Annotated in this window: 29 protein-coding genes, 1 tRNA gene, 1 rRNA gene and 1 riboswitch; of the genes, 27 read left to right on the top strand and 4 right to left on the bottom strand. The window is 41.0% G+C overall.

The annotated features are described in order from the left end of the window. Window positions 1-39 precede the first annotated feature (39 nt). The 21 genes from AMR95_RS19130 (at window position 40) to AMR95_RS08005 (ending at window position 16,078) form a co-directional block, all read left to right on the top strand. Window positions 40-177: a hypothetical protein gene (locus AMR95_RS19130; RefSeq protein ID WP_095285871.1), complete on the top strand. Its 138-nt coding sequence runs from the start codon at window positions 40-42 to the stop codon at window positions 175-177. Further along, window positions 178-4,305 (top strand): transglycosylase SLT domain-containing protein, encoded by a 4,128-nt coding sequence (locus tag AMR95_RS08095; protein WP_058838045.1) that lies wholly within the window; start codon window positions 178-180, stop codon window positions 4,303-4,305. It begins immediately after the preceding gene. After that, entirely contained in the window at window positions 4,298-4,966 is a 669-nt protein-coding gene (locus AMR95_RS08090) for a LysM peptidoglycan-binding domain-containing protein (RefSeq protein ID WP_058838044.1), read from the top strand. Before AMR95_RS08095 ends, AMR95_RS08090 begins: the two co-directional genes overlap by 8 nt. Window positions 4,967-4,978: 12 nt before the next feature. Further along, window positions 4,979-5,989 carry an XkdQ/YqbQ family protein gene (locus tag AMR95_RS08085; protein ID WP_058838043.1) on the top strand — a complete coding sequence of 337 codons (1,011 nt, stop codon included), beginning with the start codon at window positions 4,979-4,981 and terminating at the stop codon, window positions 5,987-5,989. Then, the gene (locus AMR95_RS08080; RefSeq protein ID WP_024423253.1) at window positions 5,986-6,252 is read left to right on the top strand and encodes a DUF2577 family protein; all 267 of its coding nucleotides are present in this window, start codon (window positions 5,986-5,988) and stop codon (window positions 6,250-6,252) included. Before AMR95_RS08085 ends, AMR95_RS08080 begins: the two co-directional genes overlap by 4 nt. Window positions 6,253-6,266: 14 nt before the next feature. Beyond that, window positions 6,267-6,689: a DUF2634 domain-containing protein gene (locus tag AMR95_RS08075; protein WP_024423252.1), complete on the top strand. Its 423-nt coding sequence runs from the start codon at window positions 6,267-6,269 to the stop codon at window positions 6,687-6,689. Further along, window positions 6,682-7,731, top strand: coding sequence for a baseplate J/gp47 family protein (locus tag AMR95_RS08070; protein ID WP_058838042.1), 1,050 nt, complete (start codon window positions 6,682-6,684; stop codon window positions 7,729-7,731). Before AMR95_RS08075 ends, AMR95_RS08070 begins: the two co-directional genes overlap by 8 nt. Continuing rightward, window positions 7,715-8,638: a YmfQ family protein gene (locus AMR95_RS08065; protein WP_058838041.1), complete on the top strand. Its 924-nt coding sequence runs from the start codon at window positions 7,715-7,717 to the stop codon at window positions 8,636-8,638. The genes AMR95_RS08070 and AMR95_RS08065 overlap by 17 nt, the downstream gene beginning before the upstream one ends. A gap of 11 nt (window positions 8,639-8,649) precedes the next feature. Then, window positions 8,650-9,033 (top strand): phage tail-collar fiber domain-containing protein, encoded by a 384-nt coding sequence (locus AMR95_RS08060; RefSeq protein WP_024423249.1) that lies wholly within the window; start codon window positions 8,650-8,652, stop codon window positions 9,031-9,033. Between the two features lie 13 nt (window positions 9,034-9,046). After that, the gene (locus AMR95_RS08055; protein ID WP_058838040.1) at window positions 9,047-10,189 is read left to right on the top strand and encodes a hypothetical protein; all 1,143 of its coding nucleotides are present in this window, start codon (window positions 9,047-9,049) and stop codon (window positions 10,187-10,189) included. An 11-nt stretch (window positions 10,190-10,200) separates the two neighbouring features. Further along, a complete protein-coding gene (locus AMR95_RS08050) occupies window positions 10,201-10,500 on the top strand; it encodes a hypothetical protein (RefSeq protein ID WP_058838039.1) in 300 nt (99 codons plus the stop codon). A 21-nt stretch (window positions 10,501-10,521) separates the two neighbouring features. Continuing rightward, on the top strand, window positions 10,522-11,919 hold the full coding sequence (locus AMR95_RS08045; RefSeq protein ID WP_058838038.1) for a hypothetical protein: 1,398 nt from the start codon (window positions 10,522-10,524) through the stop codon (window positions 11,917-11,919). A gap of 13 nt (window positions 11,920-11,932) precedes the next feature. Continuing rightward, window positions 11,933-12,253, top strand: a complete 321-nt coding sequence (locus AMR95_RS08040; protein ID WP_058838037.1) for a hypothetical protein — start codon at window positions 11,933-11,935, stop codon at window positions 12,251-12,253. Further along, complete coding sequence (locus tag AMR95_RS08035) at window positions 12,250-12,393, top strand: XkdX family protein (protein WP_034624530.1); 144 nt, start codon at window positions 12,250-12,252, stop codon at window positions 12,391-12,393. The genes AMR95_RS08040 and AMR95_RS08035 overlap by 4 nt, the downstream gene beginning before the upstream one ends. A gap of 110 nt (window positions 12,394-12,503) precedes the next feature. Further along, entirely contained in the window at window positions 12,504-13,916 is a 1,413-nt protein-coding gene (locus AMR95_RS08030) for a hypothetical protein (RefSeq protein WP_058838036.1), read from the top strand. A 1-nt stretch (window position 13,917) separates the two neighbouring features. After that, window positions 13,918-14,265: a hypothetical protein gene (locus tag AMR95_RS08025; RefSeq protein WP_058838035.1), complete on the top strand. Its 348-nt coding sequence runs from the start codon at window positions 13,918-13,920 to the stop codon at window positions 14,263-14,265. Then, window positions 14,266-14,412, top strand: coding sequence for an XkdX family protein (locus AMR95_RS18815; protein ID WP_008361668.1), 147 nt, complete (start codon window positions 14,266-14,268; stop codon window positions 14,410-14,412). Between the two features lie 56 nt (window positions 14,413-14,468). Further along, window positions 14,469-14,681: a BhlA/UviB family holin-like peptide gene (locus tag AMR95_RS08020; RefSeq protein ID WP_008344062.1), complete on the top strand. Its 213-nt coding sequence runs from the start codon at window positions 14,469-14,471 to the stop codon at window positions 14,679-14,681. 11 nt (window positions 14,682-14,692) lie between these two features. Beyond that, window positions 14,693-14,956 carry a phage holin gene (locus AMR95_RS08015; RefSeq protein WP_034624525.1) on the top strand — a complete coding sequence of 88 codons (264 nt, stop codon included), beginning with the start codon at window positions 14,693-14,695 and terminating at the stop codon, window positions 14,954-14,956. Window positions 14,957-14,975: 19 nt separating this feature from the next. Beyond that, the gene (locus AMR95_RS08010; RefSeq protein ID WP_047204001.1) at window positions 14,976-15,779 is read left to right on the top strand and encodes a peptidoglycan recognition protein family protein; all 804 of its coding nucleotides are present in this window, start codon (window positions 14,976-14,978) and stop codon (window positions 15,777-15,779) included. A gap of 116 nt (window positions 15,780-15,895) precedes the next feature. After that, the gene (locus AMR95_RS08005) at window positions 15,896-16,078 is read left to right on the top strand and encodes a hypothetical protein (protein ID WP_058838034.1); all 183 of its coding nucleotides are present in this window, start codon (window positions 15,896-15,898) and stop codon (window positions 16,076-16,078) included. A 53-nt stretch (window positions 16,079-16,131) separates the two neighbouring features. Here AMR95_RS08005 and AMR95_RS08000 read toward each other — a convergent pair. Both AMR95_RS08000 and cudC read right to left on the bottom strand, forming a co-directional pair. Beyond that, a tRNA-Ala gene (locus AMR95_RS08000) sits at window positions 16,132-16,204 on the bottom strand. A 72-nt stretch (window positions 16,205-16,276) separates the two neighbouring features. Then, window positions 16,277-16,834: a choline uptake/conversion transcriptional regulator CudC gene (gene cudC, locus AMR95_RS07995; RefSeq protein WP_058838033.1), complete on the bottom strand. Its 558-nt coding sequence runs from the start codon at window positions 16,832-16,834 to the stop codon at window positions 16,277-16,279. 207 nt (window positions 16,835-17,041) lie between these two features. Between cudC and betB the strand changes: the two genes are divergently transcribed. Beyond that, window positions 17,042-18,511 carry a betaine-aldehyde dehydrogenase gene (betB, locus tag AMR95_RS07990; RefSeq protein WP_058838032.1) on the top strand — a complete coding sequence of 490 codons (1,470 nt, stop codon included), beginning with the start codon at window positions 17,042-17,044 and terminating at the stop codon, window positions 18,509-18,511. Between the two features lie 27 nt (window positions 18,512-18,538). Further along, on the top strand, window positions 18,539-19,747 hold the full coding sequence (locus AMR95_RS07985) for an iron-containing alcohol dehydrogenase (protein ID WP_039180944.1): 1,209 nt from the start codon (window positions 18,539-18,541) through the stop codon (window positions 19,745-19,747). Between the two features lie 40 nt (window positions 19,748-19,787). Here the strand turns inward: AMR95_RS07985 and AMR95_RS07980 are convergent, their stop codons facing one another. Then, entirely contained in the window at window positions 19,788-20,267 is a 480-nt protein-coding gene (locus tag AMR95_RS07980) for a DinB family protein (protein WP_180272435.1), read from the bottom strand. A gap of 207 nt (window positions 20,268-20,474) precedes the next feature. Between AMR95_RS07980 and AMR95_RS07975 the strand changes: the two genes are divergently transcribed. From AMR95_RS07975 to AMR95_RS07965, 3 genes are all read left to right on the top strand, one after another. Continuing rightward, the gene (locus tag AMR95_RS07975; protein ID WP_048237226.1) at window positions 20,475-21,005 is read left to right on the top strand and encodes a hypothetical protein; all 531 of its coding nucleotides are present in this window, start codon (window positions 20,475-20,477) and stop codon (window positions 21,003-21,005) included. A gap of 11 nt (window positions 21,006-21,016) precedes the next feature. Further along, window positions 21,017-22,564: a flotillin family protein gene (locus AMR95_RS07970; RefSeq protein ID WP_039180936.1), complete on the top strand. Its 1,548-nt coding sequence runs from the start codon at window positions 21,017-21,019 to the stop codon at window positions 22,562-22,564. Between the two features lie 157 nt (window positions 22,565-22,721). Beyond that, a complete protein-coding gene (locus AMR95_RS07965; protein ID WP_039180933.1) occupies window positions 22,722-23,276 on the top strand; it encodes a GNAT family N-acetyltransferase in 555 nt (184 codons plus the stop codon). Window positions 23,277-23,516: 240 nt separating this feature from the next. Here AMR95_RS07965 and thiT read toward each other — a convergent pair whose 3' ends face one another. Further along, window positions 23,517-24,092, bottom strand: coding sequence for an energy-coupled thiamine transporter ThiT (thiT, locus tag AMR95_RS07955; RefSeq protein WP_039180928.1), 576 nt, complete (start codon window positions 24,090-24,092; stop codon window positions 23,517-23,519). Between the two features lie 98 nt (window positions 24,093-24,190). Continuing rightward, a riboswitch (TPP riboswitch) is annotated at window positions 24,191-24,292 on the bottom strand. Window positions 24,293-24,729: 437 nt separating this feature from the next. Here thiT and AMR95_RS07950 point away from each other — a divergent pair. Beyond that, window positions 24,730-24,880: ribosomal RNA gene (locus AMR95_RS07950) — 16S ribosomal RNA — on the top strand; the annotation flags it as partial.

Raw genomic sequence — 24,880 nt, 5'->3', positions numbered from 1 at the left:
AAAGATGGGGATAAAGAAGCCGTGTTTTTATATTACGCGATGCACGAACTTCACTACTCCCCATCTGAACTCCTTGATTTATACGAATCACCAAGACCATTCAAAGCATTCCTTTTCGGACTGATCAGCTACAAACTAGACATGCTAGAAAAAGAAGCAAAGAAAGGAGGTAAGTAAATGGCGAAACTTACAGCACGATTTGAATTAGAAGACCGGGTGTCGAAAAAGCTATTACGCATTCAAAAACGGTTTCAGACGTTTGAGAAGCAGCTCAAACCATTTAGAAAACCGGTGAAAATAAGCCTAGAAATGGATGAAAAGAAGCTGAGAAATCTCACTTTATCTCTCCGGAAAATTTCAGCTGTTTCCATGACACTGGATCAGGGAATCTATCGTGATCTAAAATTATTAAAAAATCAGTTAAATATGTTACCGAATCATATGGTCATATCCATTCAAGCAAAGGGACTGGATGTCATTAAAACCAGCATAGATCGTTTGAAACAAGTGGGGACAAGTCCCATGATGATGACGTTTAAATTGAACGATCAATTGTCAGGTAAAATATCATCAATCAAAAAATCAATCCTTCAGCTCATCAACAGAACGTACTATATGAGATTAAACATGGTTGACCAAGCCACCGCAGCAATTCAACGAATCAAAAAGACACTCAAAAGCTTGACGATGTCCAAACACGAAATCAGAGTGTCTGTTCAAGACAATGCAAAAAGTAAGCTAAAAAAACGAGATCAGGCAGAGTCTGTTGTGAAAGAAAAAACCATAAAAAAAGAGCCTGAGGCTGCTAGTCCATCAGCTAAAACGGATGAACCTAAACAGAGTTTGCTACAGAACTTTGCCAATAAAGGATTAAATGAAATTCAAAAATATGCAGGTGACGTTGCAGACAAAGTGAAGGAAAAATTGAGTCCTAGAAAGTTTTGGGATGAAAAAGCACTTCCTTGGGTTGAAAATAAAATGGAAGAGTACAAACAAGATGTGATCGGAAGAATTAAAGAGAAGATTAAATTTAATCCTGAAAAAAAACTAGATCAATGGGTGAAGACTGGATTAGATCGCCTCTTTGGTACAAGTGATCAATCAAGTGAAAACAACAGTACCACTCCGGCACCAACAACAGCGCCAACAACAGCGCCAACAACAGCTCCGACAACTGCACCAACATCAACACCATCTAATTCGGCTCCTAAAACGCAGCCTAAGCCACGAGGTGGAAAAGGTTTGTTTCGCAGTAGTTGTTGCCCTTGTTGTGCAAGAGGTATAAGCAGCCGAGGATCTACTAAAGCGAGAAATGGCCGTTCACCGAGACGATCAACAAATCCAAATGCCACATCAAGAACCGAAATGAATAGAAGGCCTCCAAGTAAATTAGGGAAACTGAAAACAAATGCAGGTAAGTTATTTGGAAAAATCCCTAGTGGACTAAAGAAAGGTGCGGGTATCGCAGCTTCAGTTGGTGGCCTTACGGGTCTAATGAAAGGTGGCAAGGGGTTAAGTGGACTAGGGGATGCGGTGAAAAATATCAGTAAAGGGAGCGGTAAATTATTAAAGAAAGTACCTATTCTAGGAGGTTTACTTAGTGCAACAAATTTAATCGGTATGAAAAAAGAGAATGCTGGTGAAAAGATCGGTACGACTGGAGGCGGTATCGCCGGCGGGATGGCAGGTGCAGCAGCAGGTGCAGCTATTGGAAGCGTAGTTCCAGGAGTAGGTACAGCCATCGGTGGTCTTGTAGGCGGCATCGCTGGTAGTATGGGCGGCGAATCTATCGGTGAAACGATCGGAAAATGGTTTGATGGCGGCGGATTTGAAAAGATTGGCCAAAAAGCCATTGAAATCAAAGACCAAATTGTTGAAGTTTGGTCAACAGTTGCGACTTGGTTCACAGAAAATGTCTGGACACCATTAAGCAGCACGGTTGTCACAGTAGCATCATCCATCTGGTCGAGTTTAGTCAATGCCTGGACGTGGATTCAAGAAACATTCAGTACAGTTGCAGGGTGGTTTATTGAAAACGTCTGGACACCGTTAAGCGGTACAGTCGTTACGGTAGCAACGACCATCTGGTCAAGCCTAGTCAATGCCTGGACGTGGATTCAAGAAACATTCAGTACAGTCGCAGGGTGGTTTATTGAAAATGTCTGGACACCGTTAAGCAGCACAGTCGTTACGGTAGCAACGACCATCTGGTCAAGCCTAGTCAATGCCTGGACATGGATCCAAGAAACATTCAGTACAGTTGCAGGGTGGTTTATCGAGAACGTTTGGACGCCGCTAAGCAGCACAGTTGTTACAGTCGCTACAGGGATTTGGACAGCATTATCAAATGCATGGCAAAAGATACAATCAATCTTTGGGGTTGTATCGACATGGTTTATGGAAAATGTGTGGAATCCACTTGTAGATACGGTAGGAACCATTAAAGACAGTTTCGGTAAAAAGTTTGAAGAAGCGTATAAAGTCGTGACAGATATATGGGATGGATTATCCAAATGGTTTGAGGACAACATTCAAAAGCCGATTGTAAAAGTAGCAGAAGCTATTGGTGATGGGTTTTCTAAAGCGTTTGGCTGGGTCAAAAAGATTTTTGATAAGGCTGGCGGTGGTATTGATTTTGTTTTGAAACATGTCTTTGGAACCCCTGATAAAAAAGCCACAGGCGGCTATATCACCCAGCCAACCTTATCATGGATCGGTGAAGCAGGTAACGAATTTGTTATTCCAACTCAAAATAACCGAGGACGCGGAAAGATGCTGCTGGCACAGGCCGCTTCTCAACTTGGAATGTCTGTTGTACCAAGCGGAGCGGCAGGAAATTCAGTGTCAAGCTCCCCAGCTCCTACAGCAGTAGCTTCATCATCTTCTGTCGGTTCAATAGACGGATCGGTCTCGATGACTGGGGACATTCAAGCCTCCAGCATTGGTGAGCAATTTAATAACGATTTTGAACAAGGGTTAAACCGTAAAGTAATCTCTCTTGATCAATGGAAACAAAAGAATATTCAGCAGCCTTTTGGTCAATTGACATCAGACTCAGGAAAGTATGGTCAACAAACGGTTTCAGCCTTTGCAAATGGTCAGCAGATGACACCAACAGGTACAGCCAACTTCTTGCAAAGTCGTGTAAAAACACCATACCAACAAGTCATGACTGCATCACCAACTTGGGGTTCTGGAACGGTTAGTGGTTTTGCAGCAGGCCAAAATGCCACATCAATTGGCACGAGCCAATACGTAGATCAACACATCAAACAACCATTCCTGCAAGCAAAACAAGAATCACCAGGCTGGGGTTCAGGAATGATTGACGCCTTTAATAACGGCATGCGTTCCAAAGGAAGCGAAGTCACGCAAGCGGCCAAAGAAATGGCGAAGAAAGTAGAACAGGCGTTTAGAGAGGAATTAGACATTCATTCCCCTTCACGCGTCATGATGAGTCTTGGGAAATTTGCATCAATTGGTGTCGTCAAAGGGCTCGACTCAGTTGATGTGAAAAAGTTTGCTGAAAATCAAGCTGGTTCATTAATTGGTGCCTTCAGCGGTATGGGAGCTTCAGGGCTTAATATTAAACAATGGCTCATGGCGGCTATCATGGCAACTGGCACATCTATGAGCTGGCTTCCAGGTCTGATGACCATCGCGCAGCATGAGTCACGTGGAAATCCGAGAGCGATCAACTTATGGGATTCCAACGCCAAAAAGGGAACACCTTCTAAAGGCTTAATGCAAACCATTGGAACGACGTTTAACGCCAATAAAGGCAAGGGCATGAATGACATTTGGAATCCGATTCATAATGCCGTAGCAGCCATTAACTACATTAAGGGCAGATATGGAACAGTCTTCAACACGCCGGGATTACGAAGTATGAGAAGAGGCGGTCCTTATAAAGGCTACGCAAATGGCGGACTGATTACTCAGGAGCAGGTTGCTAGAGTTGGTGAAGGAAACAAACGTGAATGGATTATTCCAGAAGAAAGAGGCATTCGAGGAAGGTATTTATTGACGCAGGCAGCCAAGGCGCTTGGGATGCAAGTATATGATCCATCAAATGCATCTGCTCCTTTACCAGAAGCACAGATGCAGCAAGTCACCTCAGCTCAGTCTGCTGGTAGTACAACATCGTCAGGTAATAAACAAATTACAATTCAATTCAATGGCGATCAGCATTTCCATAATGGACAAGATCAGCAATCGCTAGTCGAAAAAATTAAACAAATGCTTGTAGATGAACTGGAAGTAGAGCTTCATACAGGAACGAAGGGGGTCGTGATCGATGGGTAAATCAGTATATCAATTGTGGATTTCCCAAGGAAAGGACAAGTTGCGATTCCCTGTCCTTCCATCCGAACTCGAAATCACAAATAACGTACAAAATGAAACAGTGAAGGTTGCCTCTTTTGGAGAACTGACTTTTATTGACGTACCATCGGCGAAACAAGTATCATTCACCTCATTATTTCCTAAGAAATATTCGCCGATTGCTGAATATAAAGGCATTCCATCACCAGAGAATGCAATTGCGAAAATTGAACGAATGATGCGTTCTAAGAAATCCGTGCGATTGATTGTAACTGGGACAAAAATCAACATGACGTGCAGCATTGAAAGCTTCACCCACAAGGAAGGGTCATATGATATTGGAGATCGTGAATTTACGATCGAGTTAAAGGAATATAAAACTGCATCGCCTAGGAAAATCAAACGAAAGAAAAAAGCAAAACAAACGAAAAAGAAACGGCCTTCAAAAACACCACCAAAAATGTACACCGTCAAAAAAGGGGATACGCTATGGGCCATTTCTGGCAGGTTTTATGGCGACAGTACAAAATGGCGGCGTATTTGGAATGCCAATAAATTAGCGATGATTAAACGTAGCAGACGTAATATTAAGCAGCCGGGGCATTGGATTTTCCCTGGACAAAGGTTAAAAATACCACAATAGGGGGGGCTGGCATTGATCGAGCTTTTTGCCATCAGAAGCGGCACCATGTATGAGCTTGTCACAGAGAGTGTGACACTTCAGGGGCAAAGGTATCAAGCCCCTCGCTCAATTCAGGCAAATATTATCACAAAGCAAGGCAGTCAAACTTATTACCGTGTCTCGGAAGGGGACACGGTTCTTTTTAAATGGAAAGGAAAAGAGCTTTTTAGAGGCATCGTTTTTTCCCGGACACCTGTTGAAGGGAAGATGACCTTTACCGCATACGATATGCTTCAATATTTGGTGAAAAACCAAGATGTCTATGTTTTTTCAAATCAAAGAGCAGATCAAATCTTAAGGCGGATTGGAGCTGACTTTCAAATTCCAATGACTTCTATTGCCAATACAGGACATGTCATCAAATCACTAGTCTTTAAAAATGATACGAGCCTGTATGACATGATATTGAAAGCATTGAAAGAAACGAAGCGGCAGACTGGCAGAAACTATCAAATCTATTCTGCTAAAGGCAAGATGGGGCTGAGAGCCTGGCCTGATCCAGAGAATGTATGGGTCATTGAATCAGGCATCAATCTCATCAGCTATCAATACAGCACCTCAATTGAAGAGACAGCCACTCGTGTCAAGATGCGTACGTCTGCTGATGAACAGGGGAAAAATAAGAAAAAAGGCAGTAAATCAGAGATTGTTGTGATTGAACAGGATAAAGCCGGTCAGAATAAATACGGTATTTTACAGCATGTTGAGACAGTCACGGGGCAAATTAACCAGCCGCAGCTGCAAAAAAGAGCCAAAGTACGGCTGGCAGAGAAAAAAGGCGTCAAACAAGAAGTCAAAAGCATCCAAGCGCTAGGAATTCCTGAGCTGCAAAGCGGTCTCCCAATCTATTTGAAAATTCCTGAAATTAACGTAAAAAAAACTTACTGGATCGATCAAGACAAACATGAATTCAGTGGGGTGAAACACACCATGACCATTGATGTTGTTGAGAAAAATTCAATGCCAAAGGGTGATCAAGCGTGAGATTAAGTGAAGCGATTAAACGATTGGCAGTGAATGCAGTAGACGCAGAATCTCCAATCGATCTTGTCATTGGAGAAGTCACGGCAGTTTCCCCGCTGAGCATTCGATTAAATGAAAATCATAAGCTGATCATTCCAGAAGAATTACTGATTTGGCCGAAGCGCTTAAATAAGGGTGAGGATGATGAGCTGAAAAGAGGAGACAGTATTATGGTGCTTGCAATGGCAGGAGGGCAGTCCTTTTACATCATCGACAAATTGTAAGGGAGGTGATGAACGTGGCACTTTCACCAGAGGAAGAAATCGAGGAAATAGAAGAAGACGAAGAGGTCGAAACCTCGACGACGTATCGAATAGATTTTGAAACAGGCAGACTGACAGGCGAAACCATTTCAGGTATTGAAGCAATCCGGCAATTTATTTATATGACACTTAGGACAGAGCGGTATGCACATCCTATCTACAGTCACGACATTGGCACTGAAATTCAGGAGCTGTTGACGGATACAGAAGCCACGGATGAATACAAAGAAATGGAGATTCCAAGGCTGCTAGAGGAGGCACTGCTCGTTGACGAGCGGATTGATCATATTGAAGAGTTAGAGGTCACAAAGCAAAATGACTCGTTTCATGTCAAATTAGCTATTGTCACAGATGAGGGAACATTAGAAATAGAGGAGGTGATGGAGGGCGATGTTTGAGGAACAGACGTATGAAGCATTGATGGAAAGAATGATGGACAGACTGCCAGATGACATAGATAAAAGAGAAAACAGTGTGATTTGGAATGCCTTGGCACCTGCTGCTGCTGAATTGGCACAGTCCTATATTTGGCTTGATCAAGTGTTCGAGCTGGTCTTTGCAGATACAGCACAAGGAGAGTTTCTAGATCGACGGGCTGCTGAAGTAGGAATTGAAAGAAAACCAGCCACTAAAGCGGTTTGGTCAGCGGCCATTCAGCCAGAGAATATCAATATTCCAGATGGCTCACGTTTTTTTATTGAAGACGTTTATTTCCAATATTCGAAGGATGGCACGCTAGAATGTGAGACACCTGGTAAAGCAGGCAATGTTCAATTAACAGATCAGCCGCTGCTGTCACTTGATACAATTCCAGGACTTGAATCGATTACGATGAAAGAACTGGTAATACCTGGTCAAGAGGAGGAAGATGACGCTTCATTATACGATCGATATTTAATACGTGCGAGGCGAGAGGCTGTCAGTGCCAACAGGGCGCATTATAAAAAATGGGCTGAGGAAGTGGCCGGTGTTGGCAGAGCGAAAGTGTTCCCGCTTTGGAACGGAGAAGGGACGGTCAAAATTGTCATCACAGATGGCAATCTAGATGTTGCATCAGACCTTCTTGTCAAAAGGGTACAGGAATATATCGACCCAGTGCCAGGTGAAGGAGAAGGACAAGCGCCTATCGGTTCAAAAGCAACCGTTGAAAGCGCCAAATGGCTGGATATCGACATAGAAGTGGCTGTCGAACTTCAAATGGACTGGACACTTGAAGGAGCTCAGAAAGAAATAGAAGAAAAGGTCAAGACGTTGTTGAAATCCATCGCATTTGAAAAGAGTACCATTCGAATGTCCGCCTTAAATGATATTTTGTATCATTCAGAAAGTGTGTCAGATTATGCAGATGTGTTATTGAATGGAGAGTCGAAAAACTTAGTATTACAGGACATTGAGATTCCGCGTCTTAGGCAGGTGAAGGTTATTGAGCAAACAGGATGAAATGAAAAACTATTTGCCGCCATATTTTACAGAAATTTATGAAGTGGATCACCTGCTCAAGACAGAGGCACCGGAATTTGAGCAATTGGACGAATCCATTTTTGATTTAACGGATCAGTTCTTTCCTTTAACAGCGACATGGGGATTGAATAGATGGGAAAGGATGCTGAAGGTGCAGCGGGAATCAGATGATTCAATTGAACTGCGTAGGGCACGCTTACTCAATATGATGTCAAATATTCCGCCAATCACGTATCTTTCATTAGAGAAATCAGTGAATCGCTTTCTCAAAAATCCAAGTGCTGTCATCCGTCTCACAACCAATCGTTATCACTTCGCCTTACGTGTGAATCTAGATGATCTGCAAAACACGAGATATATTGTAGAAATTCTTGAAACGTTAAAGCCTGCTCACTTGGCTTATACGTTCACGGCTTTTCATCATACCGACGTACATGAAAAAAATGATCATCACGTGAGGCTCACACTGCGCAGCAGGGTGGGTTTTTTCGATCATATCCCGATTTTACTCAATGGTGAATTTGTCTTAAATGGTACGTTTTATCTCAGTGGAACACGAGGTACAACGGATGTGCCTGCTCGTTTTCGGCATTCATTAAACATGAGACTGCGGCTTCAACATCAGTCAGAAACAGCACAGCGCATGAACTATGTCATGACTGGAGCGGTACATGAAACGAAGCAAGGAGCGGCATTGACTTTACGCACAAAAAATCAGCTTCAGCATCAAACCAAAAAGAAGATGACATTCCGTCTGCCAGTACATGTCCAAACTGAGCAGGGTGGAAGCTTACTAATCAAGGACCATTACTGGATTCTTGATGGATCTGTTCCGCTGGACGGATCAAAAATGCTAGCAGCAACTTCTAAAAAAATAGATTTATAAGGAGGATCACAATGGCTGATCAATTAACCGTAACAACACTGTATGCACGTCAACAAATGGCAAAGGCAAGAGCAGAAGGAACAAAACTCACAAAAGTCGTCAAAATGGCATTTGGAAATGGGGGAACGAAGGATGGAAAACCGATCTCACTAGACGGCACGGAACAAAAACTCAAAAAAGAACTAGTCCAAAAAAATATTGATTCATTTACCTTCATGGAGCCAGCAAAAATCCGCTACACCTGCACGATCGCCGAAGGAGAACTGGCAGGAGAAGTGATCAACGAACTAGCACTTGTCGACGAAGACGGCAAATTCACCGCCATCCGCACCATGACAGACAAACAAAAAGATGGCGACATCGAATTCGTTTTTGAGATTGATGATATTTATTAATGGAGGGATTTTAATGGAAATAAATTCACCGAAAACATTTGAAACTAGTGACAAAGCTCATGCTGATTTATTCAATGAAATGGTTCAAACCTTGCTTGAAAACGACAATGGACTGTTAGAACAGCTTACGAGTCACACTCAAGATATGAACTTACATGCATCTGAAGAAGAAAAGAAAAAATGGAATGACTCGCAAATCTATAAAATAACTGCAGATAATGGTATGCAGCTTATCAATGTCTCAGCAGATTCAAAAATATTTGATGCAATTAAGGATAAAGGAACATGTACATTTTACGCAGCTCCTGGAGTAGAAGATTCTCCATCATCGTCAAATATATCACTAAGAGGTATGCAGATAGTAGGCCAAAATAACATAGGGGCAGGCTTTGCGGTAGATATAGCAGGGAAGGCATACAGCTTTTACTACAATCATGGGCATACAACTATTACTTGGACACCTCTTCCGAGTATAAACGATTTAAACAAATGGAATGGAAGTCAATTAATTAAAATTACTAATGACACAGGTGGTGTTCGTGTATCTGTAGATGCAGCAGATAGTCTTCTTGATAAAATATCTGAAACTGGTAAAACATTCGGCACTTTTTATTCCGTGGCTGGTGCAAAAGATAATCCTTCTGAGTCATCTGCCAGAGGATTTTATCATTTTACTTCGTCTGATAGTAATAATATAGGAACTTATGGATGGGTCATTGCTATTGATAACAAAAACAACATGTATACGAATTACCTTGATCTAAATTTAGGCTGGCAAGGCTGGAGACGTAATTTGAGTGAGGCAGATCAACAAATTATATGGACCACTCCAAGGCTTTTAAACGGATGGAAAGAATATAGTTCAAGTGCGCTACCTATTCGTTTTGGTAAAAATGCTTTGGGAGAAGTGGAGATAAATGGTGCTGTTAGAGATGGGGCCTTAGGTGAAATTCCTGTTTTTGTCCTTCCAGAGGGATACCGCCCGAAACATTCTGTTTATTATTTGGGGGTTGCTTCAAGTCTTGGTACATCTGGGGTACCACAATATCATCGGACATTTATTACAAACGACGGAAGAGTATGTGTACAATTATCCTCTAACTCTGCCAATCCTACAGAATTCATTACGTTTTTAATCAAATTCAGTACATTATAGGAGGAACTAAAATGTGGATTTATAAATATAATGATCAATTGATTTATGTGCCTGGTGAAGAGAAACTCATCAATGAACATGAAAAAATTCCTGAAGGTTTTACTGATGTACCTCCTCCTGTTGAATCGTATATTGCAAAATTTAATCCTAAAGAACAGAAATGGGAGGAAACAGCTACGCAAGAATATATCGATAGCCTAAAAACAAAACCATTACCTAATGATCTTGAAATATTAAAGGAGCAAAATGCCTTTTTAACCAAACAAATGACACAGATATTACATGACATAAAAGAGTTGAAATCATTTTAAAACTTTATAAGGGGGAGAAATATGGTTTTAAAAACACCGCGTTCTTTTGAGATAAATGACAAAGCGCATGCAGATTTATTTAATAAGATGATGCAGACCTTGATTGAAAATGATACAGAACTATTAGCTCAAATTCATCATCATGCAGAAGATACAAACCCTCACGTCTCTGGTTCAGAAAAGAAGAAATGGAATGAATCCCAGCTATATAAACTGACAAATGATAACGGGTCCCAATTGATTAATATCCCTGCTGGTGGCAGTATCTATGAGGAGATTAAAGCGCTAGGTGCTTGCTCATTCTATGCCCCAGGAGGTTCAGGAGTAGTTGATTCTCCTGCTATTGGGAACGCTGCATTAAGAGGCTTCCAGCTTGTAGGACAAAACAATATTGGTGTAGGAATTGCAATTGACACATCAGGCAACTCATTTTGTTTTTCCTATCATGTGAAAGACATTGGAATCAACTGGGTGCAAATGCCGACTCAAAATGAAAAAAACAAATGGGATGCAGGACAATTATCTAAAATCACTGCTGATGATGGAAAAGCTTTTGAAAGAATTAATGCAGATGATCCTAGTATTTTAGATAAATTGATAAAATTGCCGGGAGTTCACTCATGGTACATCCATGAAGCACATCCAGATCTTCCGACAAGAAGTTCCATGAGGGCTTTGTCTGTCTTTAGTGAAAATACCTATGGCTGGGTCATCGGAGCAAACAATACAGGAGATGTCTATATTAACCGTTCAACAACTGATGTAACGGGTACCCAACAAGAGTGGAGCGGTTGGAAGCGTCTCAATGACCATAACCTATTAAACTCAAAGGGATTAAGACTTTCAATGCCAATAGGTACTGATATTTTAACGCTGCCATCCGGATTTTACTTTGCTGTTGGATCTAATGTTTTAAATATGCCTGTCGATAATGATTCTTCTTGGTTTAATATCGATATCTTAGAAACTGTAAATGGTAGAAAGACCATTCATATCATTAGAAGTTATGACAACACTCATTGGTTTGGTACTGTTCATACTGACGGTGTTTTCAAGGGGTGGAAAAAAATAGTGACTGATGCTGATTTTGAAAATGTTCAGTGGCTAAATGTCACATTAGACAATGGCGCCTCTATTGGAGACAGACCGGTTCAGTATGCTAAATGGGGAAACTTATTATTGCTTAGAGGTCACCTAGTAGCCAACAGAGAAGTTATCTGTGGAAAGATTCCAATTACGAGCTTACCAGATAAAGGTCTAGTAGTATCAGTTCCAGTATCAGGTACAACGGGTCATAGTAAATTATATCTATATAAGACAGTAAATAAGACAATAGAGCTAAAGCTAACCGGTTTACATGCAGTGAATAACAGTGCAGTAACTGGCTACTATTTAGACACAGTCGTTCCATTAAATTAAGGAAGTGATAAAGATGATACAAGCCTATGAATACAATCATCAAAATGAATTGGTCAGACCTATCGAAGTGTTCGAAAGGGATGATGAAGGTAATTATGTCATTCCAGATCAATGCACAGCAATTGCTCCACCCAATAATCCTTCTTTTTATAAAGCAGCTTTTGATGTGGAAAAACAACAATGGTATGAATCAGCGACACAGGAGTATATAGATAGCTTAAAACCAGCCCCTCTCCCACCAAGTGATATAGAACTTTTAAAGAAACAAAATGCTTTATTATCAAAACAACTAACGCAGCTATTGGCTATGCAGAAAGGGGGGACTTCAGAATGATGTTTCCAACTGTAGCAGACATCAAACAATTTTGGGACTGGCAGTGTTACGGCCCAGAGGACATTGCATTTTATGTAAGCATCGGCTGGATCTCGGCAGATGACTATCAAGACATAACAGGAGACAAATACGAAGCCTAATGGCTTTATTTTTTTACCGTAAATAGGTGATTCCGGCGAAACCATTAAATCATAACTTATCCTCAATCTCATTGAAACAATTTATGAAGTTGATGAAAGGAGAGAACACATTGGATATAAAAACTCCTCGTTCTTTTGAAACGAGTGATAAAGCTCATGCTGATCTATTCAACGATATGTTGAAAACATTGCTTTATAACGACACTGGTATATCAGAACAATTAACTCTTCATATCGGTGATTCTAGCCAACACTCTTCAGAAGTAGAAAAAAAGAAATGGAATGAGTCGCAGCTGTATAAAATTACAGGAGATAATGGAGTACAACTTTTAAATATTCCTGCCGGCTCAAAAATCTTTGACTCAATTAAAGACAAAGGGACATGTACATTTTATGCACCCAGTGGAATAGAGGATAGCCCTTCACAATTCGCCATTAGAGGGATACAGACAGTGGGACAAAATAACATTGGAACAGGTTTTGTGATAGATACATCAGGCAATGCATATTACTTCTACTATAATTCTAGCCATTTATCTATCACTTGGACTCAGATTCCGACAGCAGCTGAAAAAGATAAATGGAACAACAGTCAGCTTCATAAAATAACAAGGGATAATGGTCAACCCTTTTATAAAAGTATAGGTGAGACCACCGACTATAACGAAATTACGGAAACAGGAATGTATCTCGTTTATAATGCAGGTCTAAATGGTCCAAAAGAGATCAAAAGGGCGTTTATGATTGTTATCAGTTATGGGAATACCCTGCTACAAGCTATCTATGATGCAGTCAATGGTCTGAACTCTTTTTATAGAATCAGGAAGACTGACTATACATGGACTGAATGGGAAAGGCAGCTCACAGTTAAAGATTTAAATGCTATTCAAGCATTTCCTATTACCAATCCAGATGGTTTTGGAAAATTTCACATAATCAATTCTGTTGATTTTCATGACATACTACCTCGTTATAAAGGTTTTGTTCATTTCACCTCAGACACATCAGCTATTAACGGACCAGGTGTTGCTTTACGAGGGGTTTGGGTATGTAATAGTGCAGGAAACTACGGTTCTATTATTGCTTTTGATAATCTCGGCCGAACATGGCGAAAAACAGTTGTAAATAGCGTATGGTCAAAATGGGAACGTTTGTTAACCAGCGCAGAGCAAATAGAATGGAAGTCCCCGACAACAATAATAAACGGATGGAAACAATACGGCACTCAAAAAGTGCAATTTTATAAGAATCCATTTGGAGAGGTAGAGTTAATTGGTTCTATTACAGGGGGGACTATCGGTTTTGAAGTACCTGTTTTTACATTGCCAAGTGGTTATCGTCCTATACAGGGAATGCATTTCATAGGGGTAGCATCTAGTATTGGTGCTGGTTCAACACCACAAACACACAGAACACATATTGATACTGATGGTAATGTGTATATACAAAGTGTCTCCAATTCAACAAACCCAAATGAATTTATTACTTTCGGCTTTAAATTCATGGCGGCACAGGAGGGATGAAATGAACTGGATATATAAATACGACGAAAAATTTAATTACCTTCCAGGGGAAGAAATAGAAATTGAAGAGGATGCAGACATCCCAAAAGGATATACAGATGTAAGACCTCAAGATGGTTTGTACAAAGGTAAATACAATGAAACGAAAAGAGCATGGTATGAGTCGGCAACACAGGAATACATTGATAGCTTGCAGCCAAAACCGCTGCCACCATCAGAAATTGATCTATTAAAACAGCAAAATGCTGATCTGCTTCAGCAGCTGTCAGAGTCAGAAAAGAGAGTAGAAGAACAATCAAAAACAATATCAGAACTTATCATGTTGCTGAATGAAAAGGGGGTCATTTAATTGGATTGGTTCCGTAGTATTTCATTGTTCTATCAATGGAAGTGTTATGAAAATGAAGATGTAGCAAAATTTGTTCGTTTCGAGAAGATTACGCCGGAACAATACAAAGAAATAACAAAAGAAGAATATCCAACAAACGCTGAATAGGCGTTTTTATTTTGCCTTCTTTAAAGACGCGCAAAGTGAGGGAGTAGGTGAGTGCAGTGGAAATGGATTTAACTCAATATTTAATGACACAAGGACCGTTTGCGGTGTTGTTTTGTTGGGTGCTGTTTTACGTATTAAACACAACAAAGGAACGAGAAAACAAGCTCAATGAGCAAATCGAGGCGCAAAATGATGTACTAGCCAAGTTTAGTGAAAAGTATGACGTCGTGATCGACAAACTCGACAAAATAGAACGAAATTTAAAATAGGAGGAAAAATCATGAAAACATTCGACAAAGGCACTGTGATTCGCACAGTGCTTCTTTTTATTGCTCTGATCAATCAAACGCTTATCATGTTTGGACAGACGGTGCTGCCGATTAGTGAGGAGCAAGTACAAACCGCAGGTGAGGCACTTTATGTGGCAGGTTCTACAATTTTTACTATGGTCACAGCGGTTATCGCTTGGTTTAAAAACAATTATGTGACCTACAAAGGACAATTACAAAAAGATGCTCTGAAACAAAGAGGGCTAACAAAATAATACTTGAAGGAGAAACGACATGGTGAAAATCATTCAAGCATTGATCCCAAAACAACATCGCAACAGACCAGGAAACACGATGAAGCCGCTCTATATTACAGTGCATAATACGTCAAATAGTGCAAAAGGTGCTAATGCGGCCAGTCATGCAGCGTTTGTTGCACGTTCAAGTACCGGTGTCAGTTGGCATTACACTGTTGATGATCAGGTGATTTATCAGCATTTACCGTTAAACGAAAACGGCTGGCATGCAGGGGATGGCAGAGGCACCGGCAATATGAAGTCAATTGGAATTGAAATTTGTGAAAATGCAGACGGTAACTTTGAACAAGCAGTCGAAAATGCCCAATGGCTCATTCGCAAGCTGATAGGAGATTTGGGGATTCCTTTATCAAATGTAGTGCCTCATAAACATTGGAGCGGGAAAGAGTGTCCAAGGAAACTTCTCGGACGATGGGATCAGTTTAAAGCTGGCATAGCCACAGCGCATACCGGCAGCAAAAGCACAAGAAAACCAGTTCAGGCAGAAAGCTTGAGCCACAAAGCACCCGTTTCCAAACAGAAATCGTCAAACCTGCCATCTGGCATTTTAAAAGTAACCAAGCCCTTAACAAAAGGTCCTCAAGTCACTGCTGTGCAAAAAGCCTTATCATCCCTCTATTTTTACCCAGACAAAGGGGCAAAAAACAACGGGATTGACGGTTATTATGGACCGAAAACAGCGAATGCAGTCAAGCGGTTTCAGCTCATGAACGGCTTAGCGGCAGACGGAATTTACGGACCGAAGACGAAGAACAAAATCGAACAATTGCTGAAGAAGTGACGATCTATAAAAAGTGCTATCAGCAAGTGAGGAAATGCTTCCTTGCTGATAGCTAACAAAAAATGACATCATGTGTGATATAATCAACCAAATCACTATCATGAGAGGAGAGAAAAATGAAAAAAGAACTGTTCCAAATCATCATGCTGTCAGCGTTACTCATCTATTTCATTTATCACGGAATGACGAGCGATTTTCCTGTGTCCTATACAATCATTCTCATCCTAACTTATCTTTCTGTGATTACATACCGCATCATAAATTTATTAAGAATACGAAAAAACAAAGAACAAGCATAAGAGATATGTACATAAAAAAACCATCCTTGATTTCTCAAGAATGGTTTTTCGTATGGAGCATAGCGGGATCGAACCGCTGACCTCTACGCTGCCAGCGTAGCGCTCTCCCAGCTGAGCTAATGCCCCGAGGTATGACGACATAATTTATTATAATCAATCCTCCTGTGAAATTCAAGCTGTAAAACGTAAACACATCGCCTATTTTTCCTTCTGCTCAATTGGAATATAGTCAAAGATTTCGCCAGAATGAACAGAATGGGCTAATCGTCTCAACCAGTCATAATAGGCTTTTGAGCTCTCAAGCTGCTCAATGAGCTGCTGCGCTTCCTCTCTTACATGTTCCTCCAGCTGATCATCATGCGCCACCTCTTGAAGCTGCTCTTGCGCTTCTTCAATTGCTGTTAAATTGACCTCGACCTCTCGTTCCCATTTTTGCGGAAAAAAGTTAGTGAAAAACTTAAAAAAGTCTTTTTCAGCAACAAAGCTGTGTTTTCTTCGGCCCCGGTGAAACGTTTTTTTGACAATATTCATGTCTTGCAGCTTTTTCACACCTGTACTCATACTCGGCTTACTCATTTGCAGCTCTTCACGCATTTCATCCAGTGTCATTTCCTCATTTAAATACATCGTCCCATATAGAATACCTGCACTTCGTGTAATGCCATAGAGATCCATCGTTTCAGCTATGGAATCAATGACTAGATCTTTAGCAGCTAAAATACGATCTTCTGCTTGCGGCTGTTCCTGCTTTTTCATTTTGTCCCTGCTTTCTATTAAGAGAATTCAATCCGTTCAAAAAAATCTTTATGGACTATATGTTAACGAAAGAATACAAAAAGTCAAAATAAATGAAGCATATCTCCCCTTTGACAGAAAAATTTGAACATGATAAGTTAATTATATTCAAAACGTTAAATTTTTATTTAACAAACTTATCAAAAAGAATCAGAGGAGGTTCCTTCTATGAGTCAAACACTATTTATAGACGGACAATGGGTTGGCGCTAAAAGTAGCGACACACGGGATATTATCAATCCGTTCAATCAAGAAGTGATCGCGACAGTCAGCGAAGGATCTAGAAATGACGCGCAGCTAGCCATTAAAGCAGCGAGAAAAGCCTTCGATCAAGGGGAATGGGCAAACATGCCTGGACTTGAAAGAGGAAATATTGTGTTTAAGATAGCTGAATTGATTAGACGTGATCTTGATGAACTAGCCAAATTGGAATCACTTGATACAGGCAAAACTTTAGAGGAAAGTAAGGCAGATATGGATGATATTGCAAACGTGTTCCAATATTACGCAGGATTGGCTGATAAAGATGGCGGGGAAATCATTGCATCGCCAATTCCAAACTCGAAAAGTGAATTAATCAGAGAGCCTGTCGGTGTATGCGGACAAATCACTCCTTGGAACTATCCATTGCTTCAAGCAAGCTGGAAAATCGCGCCGGCTCTTGCGGCGGGAAATACAATCGTTCTAAAGCCAAGTGAAATCACACCACTCACCACGATAAAAGTATTTAAACTCATGGAAGAAGCGGGCGTTCCGGCAGGCGTTGCAAATCTAGTGCTTGGACCTGGGGCAACGGTTGGAGATGAGCTTGCTGTGAATGATCAAGTAGATCTGATTTCATTTACAGGCGGTATTGATACAGGGAAGAAAATTATGCAGGGAGCCAGCGGTAATGTGAAAAAAATAGCCCTTGAGCTTGGCGGAAAGAATCCAAATATTGTGTTTCAAGATGCTGATTTAGACGTAGCGGTTGACCAGGCAATGAATGCTGTGTTTTTCCATGCAGGGCAAGTGTGTTCAGCAGGGTCACGTTTGCTGGTGGAAGAATCCATTCATGATGAATTTTTAGAAGAACTGGTGAAGCGTACGAAAAAAATCAAGCTAGGCAACGGCTTTGATGAAGACACCCAGAGCGGGCCGCTCATCTCAGCTGAGCATCGAGAAAAAGTAGAAAAATACGTCAGCTTCGGTTTAGAAGAAGGCGCTAAGTTAGAGACAGGTGGAAAAAGACCTGACGCAGAGGAGCTGCAAAATGGGTTCTTCTACTTGCCGACCATTTTCTCAGGCTGCACGTCAGATATGCGGATTGTGCAAGAAGAAGTCTTTGGACCTGTCCTGACAGTCGAATCCTTCCATACAGAGGAAGAAGTCATCAAGCTGGCAAATGATACGATTTATGGATTAGCAGGAGCTGTGTGGTCTTCTGATATCAGCAAAGCCGAAAGAGTGGCTCGGCAATTAAGATTAGGCACGGTTTGGATCAATGATTTCCATCCTTATTTTGCTCAAGCACCGTGGGGTGGCTACAAGCAATCAGGCATTGGGCGTGAATTAGGACGCACGGGACTTGAGGAATATACCGAGCTGAAGCATTTATATCGAAATACAAAACCTGAAGCAGTTCATTGGTTTAAATAAAAATTACGCATTTGGAGGAGATTCTATATGACACTAAATATGAAAATTGAAAGCATGCAGAAATTCCATACATTTGAAATTCCGACTGTCATCAAACACGGCATTGGTGCAGTGAAACATGTCGGGGAAGAAGTAAAAGCATACGGCGTTTCAAAGGTATTGCTTGTAACAGACCCCGGCATTTATCAAGCGGGCGTGGTGGACCCCGTAATTGCTTCATTAAAAGAAGCGCAAATTGATGTTGTTCTATTTAATAAAGTAGAGCCAAATCCGCCAGTCCGTCTAGTGAACGAAGGATCTGCTTTATATGAAAAAGAAGGCTGTAATGGATTAGTCGCAGTAGGCGGCGGCAGCTCAATGGATACAGCAAAGGCAATTGGAGTAGAGGCGACTCATGAAGGCTCAGTTCTTGATTACGAAGCGGCAGAGGGGAAAAAACCGCTTGAAAACAGAATCCCGCCTTTAACCACTATTCCGACAACAGCTGGTACAGGTTCAGAAGTGACGCAATGGGCAGTCATTACTGATGAAGAAAGAGAATTCAAATTCAATACAGGTGGTCCTCTTATTGCAGCTCATCTTACAGTGATTGACCCAGAGCTTCATGTATCCATGCCGCCTCATGTGACAGCAATGACTGGAATTGACGCGCTTGCTCACGCGATTGAATGCTATACGATGAAATTTGCTCAGCCGATTACAGATGCGGTAGCACTCATGGCCATTGAATATGCAGCTCATTATATTCGCCGTGCCTTTGCTGATGGTGAGGACTTGGAAGCCAGATATGGAATGGCACAAGCTGCGATGCTTGCCGGGCTTTCTTATGGAAGTGAATCAGCTGGCGCTGCACATGCGATGAGCCAAACACTCGGAGGCATTATTCCTGTCGCGCACGGTCAGTGTGTTGCAGCGATGATGGGACCAGTGATGGAATATAACTGGAAAGGGTATCCGGAAAAATTCGCACGAATTGCGCAAGCGTTTGGGGTTGATACAAGCAGAATGACAACAGAGGAAGCAGCCAAAGCAGCCGTGAACTGGATGTATGATCTAGTAGAAGATTTAGAAATTCCTTCATTAGAAGAACAAGGTGTATCAAAAGATATGATTGACCGTTTATCTAAAGAAGCGATGAAAGATCCGCAAACAGTTGGAAACCCAAGAGATCTAAACGAAAAAGCGTACAAATGGATTTATGCGCGCTGCTTTGAGTTAACACCTAAAACAGTGTAACAATGAAAAAAGGCTCCCTAAAGGGAGTCCTTTTTATGTTTTATAGTTGTTCTTTAATTTCTTTGATTTGATGAATATGGCGTTTTTCATGTGCGCCGATAAAATCAAGATATTGCTTAAGGGATAGCTCTTTAAACACAGGGTGTGCAATGACGCGTTTGAAATCTTCCTCAGTAAATGTTGATAAAATTTGATTGAGCTGCTCACGAGCTGTATCGAGCTCATCCTTTAAATGTGTAGGTGTCACATGCTTGTGCTCAGGCGCAACAATACTAGGCGCAGTGGCTTTTTTCGAACGATCCTCTGCCATTTCCACCGGCTTTGGTTCATATTCTTTGATCGGTGCTTTTTTCCCCTCAGCAGCTAGATGTTTTGCTGCAACTAGGTCCATTTTCTTTAAATGATCTGCTACCTCTTGAATACTCCAAGTATCATCAGATAATTTTTGGTTCAATTGTTCTTCGCTCAAACCTTGCAGCTCGTGCCACAATTCTTGTCTTGCTTCATGTAATAAACTCATTTTCTTCATCACCTCAAGATCAAATTTTAACATAAGGGTACATGACAATCATTCTTGAGCTATCCGAAAATCCCTTTGAAGAATTGTGATGAAATATGAAACCTTTACAAAAGTGGTTCGTATTACCTGTTACAAGGAATACATTGGAGGTGAGTATGATCTAAATGAAACAACAGATGTTCATTTCATGAAGAAAGGGTGAGGAAGATGGATGTGTTTGGGCTGCCTCTTCAGACGCTGTATTTATACATATTGATGATATCAGGAATCCTGACACTTGTTTTCGTCTTTTTCGGCGATGTATTTGATGGATGGTTTGAAGCGATCCCTGTTCCATTCCTTCAACCAACATTGATCCTCGCATTTCTTACCTTTTTCTCGGCTGGAGGGTTTATCTCTGAAAAAACAGCAATTGTAGGAAGTGGACTTGGCGCAGTATTATCTGCCATCCTCGCAGTGATCCTTGTGACCTGTTTGAATGTATTTGTATTAGTCCCGCTTTCCTCTGCTGAAGAATCTCTCTCTTATACGGAGGCCGATTTAAAAGGAAGAACTGGGGAGATCATTGTATCTGTTCCAAAAGACGGGTTTGGAGAAGTGCTGTTAATCAGTAACAGCGGGAAAATCTCAAAGCCAGCTGTCAGTTTCGACCAAGAGGAGATTCCATATGGAACCCGTGTGCTAGTTGTCGAAGTGAACAAAGGCGTCTTATCTGTTATACCAAATGAAGAAATCTAGGAGGGAATGCTATGCCAGGAACAACTATTTTAGTGATCATTGGAATTGTGCTTGTCATTCTTATTGCACTTATTGGTGTATTTGTTTCTAAATATCGGACAGCAGGTCCAGATGAAGCATTAATCGTGACAGGAAGTTATCTAGGAAGTAAAAATGTCCACGTGGACGAAGGTGGAAACAAGATTAAGATTGTAAGAGGCGGCGGTACCTTTGTCCTTCCAGTCTTTCAACAAGCAGAGCCGCTCAGCTTACTATCTAGCAAGCTAGATGTTTCAACGCCTGAAGTCTATACCGAACAAGGTGTACCGGTCATGGCGGATGGAACGGCCATCATAAAAATTGGTGGATCGATTGAAGAAATTGCTACTGCTGCAGAGCAATTTTTAGGTAAAACAAAAGAAGATCGTGAAAACGAAGCGAGAGAAGTATTAGAAGGTCACCTTCGTTCCATCTTAGGGTCAATGACAGTCGAAGAGATTTATAAAAACAGAGAGAAATTCTCACAAGAAGTACAACGCGTTGCTTCTCAAGATTTAGCGAAAATGGGTCTAGTCATTGTCTCGTTTACGATCAAAGATGTTCGTGATAAAAATGGCTACTTAGAATCTCTAGGTAAACCAAGAATTGCCCAAGTAAAACGCGATGCAGATATTGCAACAGCTGAAGCAGATAAAGAAACACGGATCAAACGTGCCGAGGCAGATAAAGATGCGAAGAAATCTGAGCTTGAGCGCGCTACTGAAATCGCTGAAGCAGAAAAGATTAATGAACTGAAAAGAGCAGAATTCAGACGTGAACAGGATACAGCGAAAGCAAGTGCTGACCAAGCGTACGATCTAGAAACAGCTCGTAACCGTCAGCACGTAACTGAACAAGAAATGCAAGTCAAAATCATAGAGCGTCAGAAACAAATTGAATTAGAAGAAAAAGAGATTCAGCGTCGTGAACGTCAATACGATTCTGAAGTGAAAAAGAAAGCAGATGCGGACCGTTATGCTGTTGAGCAGTCGGCTGCGGCAGAAAAAGCGAAACGTCTTGCTGAAGCAGATGCGAAGAAATATAGCATTGAAGCAATGGCAAAAGCAGAAGCTGAGAAAGTTCGTATTGACGGGCTTGCCAAAGCGGAAGCGGATCGTGCGAAAGGGGAAACAGAAGCAGAAGTCATTAGACTAAAAGGACTTGCAGAAGCCGAAGCGAAAGAGAAAATTGCGGAAGCATTCGAACAGTATGGTCAGGCAGCGATCCTTGATATGATTGTCAAAATGCTTCCTGAATATGCGAAGCAAGTATCTGCACCACTTTCTAACATTGATAAAATTACTGTTGTGGATACAGGCGGTAACGGTGAAGGCAGCGGTGCCAATAAAGTTACAGGCTATGCCACAAATCTCATGTCTAGTCTTCAAGAGAGTCTGAAAGCATCCTCTGGAATTGATGTAAAAGAAATTATTGAGAACTTTTCTGGCAAAGGCAATGTGAAGCAAAGCATTCAAGAACTGACAAATGAAATCAAACAACCAAGAAAAATCGAAAAAGCTGATGATCAAATAGAACAATAAAATCAAAAGACACCTTCCACCAGAAGGTGTCACTTTTTTATAGAAGAAGATTTAACCATTGAAAGATGTGCTGACAAAACGCTAGTCATTGAATTCTATGTAATAGAAATTTATCATAATGAAGATAAGGTGGAAAAAGCTAAAAGGAGTGGAGCGGATGAAGGTGAGACATGCTGTACATCAAGATATTCCGAAAATCGCCGAGATTCATGTGAAAAGCTGGCAGACGACTTATCAAGGGATTATTTCGCAGGAGTATTTAGATGGTTTAACCATTGAAGATCGGGAAGAGAGCTGGAGAAGAAGGCCGCTTAAAGGCACGTTTGTCGCGGAAGATGAGGATGGCGTTTTTGGTTTTGCTTCTTTCGGAAAACAACGTGACGAACGTTATTCTACATATGATGGAGAGCTATATGCCATCTATTTATTCCAACAGAAACAGAAATCAGGGGCGGGTATTGCTCTAATGGAAAAAGGAGTGGAATATTTAATAGAAAAGGGTTATCAGAATATGCTGCTATGGGTGTTTGAACAAAATTCGGCGAAACAATTTTATCAAAAGCTTCAACCTAGTTTTGTCGTTACCAGCCAGTTCGAGCTGGCTGGCGAGAACCATAATGAAATAGGGTATGGATGGGAGTTGTCTAGATTGAATAACCATGTAAAACGAATTAAATCGTCAGCTTCCAGTAATAATGAGAGAAAAAAGTGAAAAGTACAGCAAGCAACATGTAAGAAATAAACGGTGAAGCTTCTACTTTTCCTTTCACGCCTGCTATTTTTAAAGCTTCATAGAAGCCTGCCAAAAAATAAGCAAGACTGAGAATATAACAGCAAAGCATAATGGAGTAAGGGCTCATTGTCGTACCTCCAGCATGAAATCTTCTATTATTAATAGATTCCATAGAGCAGCAAATTATGCATAAAAAAATAACCAGCTGTCATCAGCCGGTTATTTTTGATGAGGAAAAACCAAACGGGATGCACTTGGAATGAGTATACAAAGAACAATACTGCAAATAATAAATGAAGGAACCATATATGTGCTGTTATAAATTAAGGAGTAGACCCATCCTGGTGTTCCTTTCGGTGCATATTGAGAAAAGAAAACGACGCCAGAAATAAAGAACGTCAGCAGCCTGAAGAAACTAGCAACAAAAACAGCTAAGGTAATATAGAAAAATTGCTGCTTTCGCTTTTGATCCTGAATGGCTTTTTTGATCAATCCAGAAAACAAGCCGCTTAAAGAAATGACAACAGATGCAACGAAGTAATCGAGGAATCCTTGAACAGGTGTAGCGATGATCGGGCTATTCATCAGCTGAAGACCTGCGATTAACACACCGATGATAAATCCGGTAGATATCCCCCATCTAATAGACATGAGAATAACGGGAATCATAATCAGAGCAAGAGATCCGCCATTCGGCATTCTTAAAAAGAGACCTGATAAGTAATCTAATACAAGTGCAAGTGAAGTCATAATCGCGATTTCCATCAGTCGTACCAATTGATTTGATTGCTGCATAAAAAAATCTCCTTTTTCATGAATTGAGCAAGGAGAGACCGTGTAAGGATGAGTATGTTATTCATAGAAAAACATATCGATTTGAATACACCATATGTATCCAAGTGATTCCACATTCCTACTTCAGTATTAACTGACAGGTTCAAAGGGTCAGAACAACGAATGTTCACTCTCAGCACAAAGCTCCCCCTGCGGTTATTTAGTTTCAATCTATTATAAATATACTAAAGACCTGCAGGATCAACAATAGACAATTCCCGAGATGAGCAGCATTTGTATCGATATATAGGAAGAGATAAGGAAAAATAAATTATTTAGAAAAAATACTTGTTTCTTCTCTCAAAAGGTGTTATATTTGTATTCGCCGCTGAAACAGCGCGGTTGATAAATAACATTAAGAAAAAAGTTGTTGACTTTATCTTGATAGAATGTTATATTAATAAAGTCGCCTCTGAGAGACGGCGGAGATGATCTTTGAAAACTAAACAAGACAAAACGTACCTGTTAATTCGAGTTTTTATAAAAAAATCCTATGATACTTCATAGGTAGTCAGTCAAACGCTGACGAGGCAGGAAATGATCACATGCTAAGTTCGCTACATCGTGTAGCAACGCATGTGTGATATGCATCCTGCATACCTCGGAGAGTTTGATCCTGGCTCAGGACGAACGCTGGCGGCGTGCCTAATACATGCAAGTCGAGCGGACAGAAGGGAGCTTGCTCCCGGATGTTAGCGGCGGACGGGTGAGTAACACGTGGGTAACCTGCCTGTAAGACTGGGATAACT

Origin of the sequence: Bacillus sp. G1(2015b) (genome assembly GCF_001482475.1) — a bacterium.
GTDB classification, from domain to species: Bacteria; Bacillota; Bacilli; order Bacillales; family Bacillaceae; genus Bacillus; species Bacillus safensis.
This window is presented reverse-complemented; position numbering and strand designations above follow the sequence as displayed.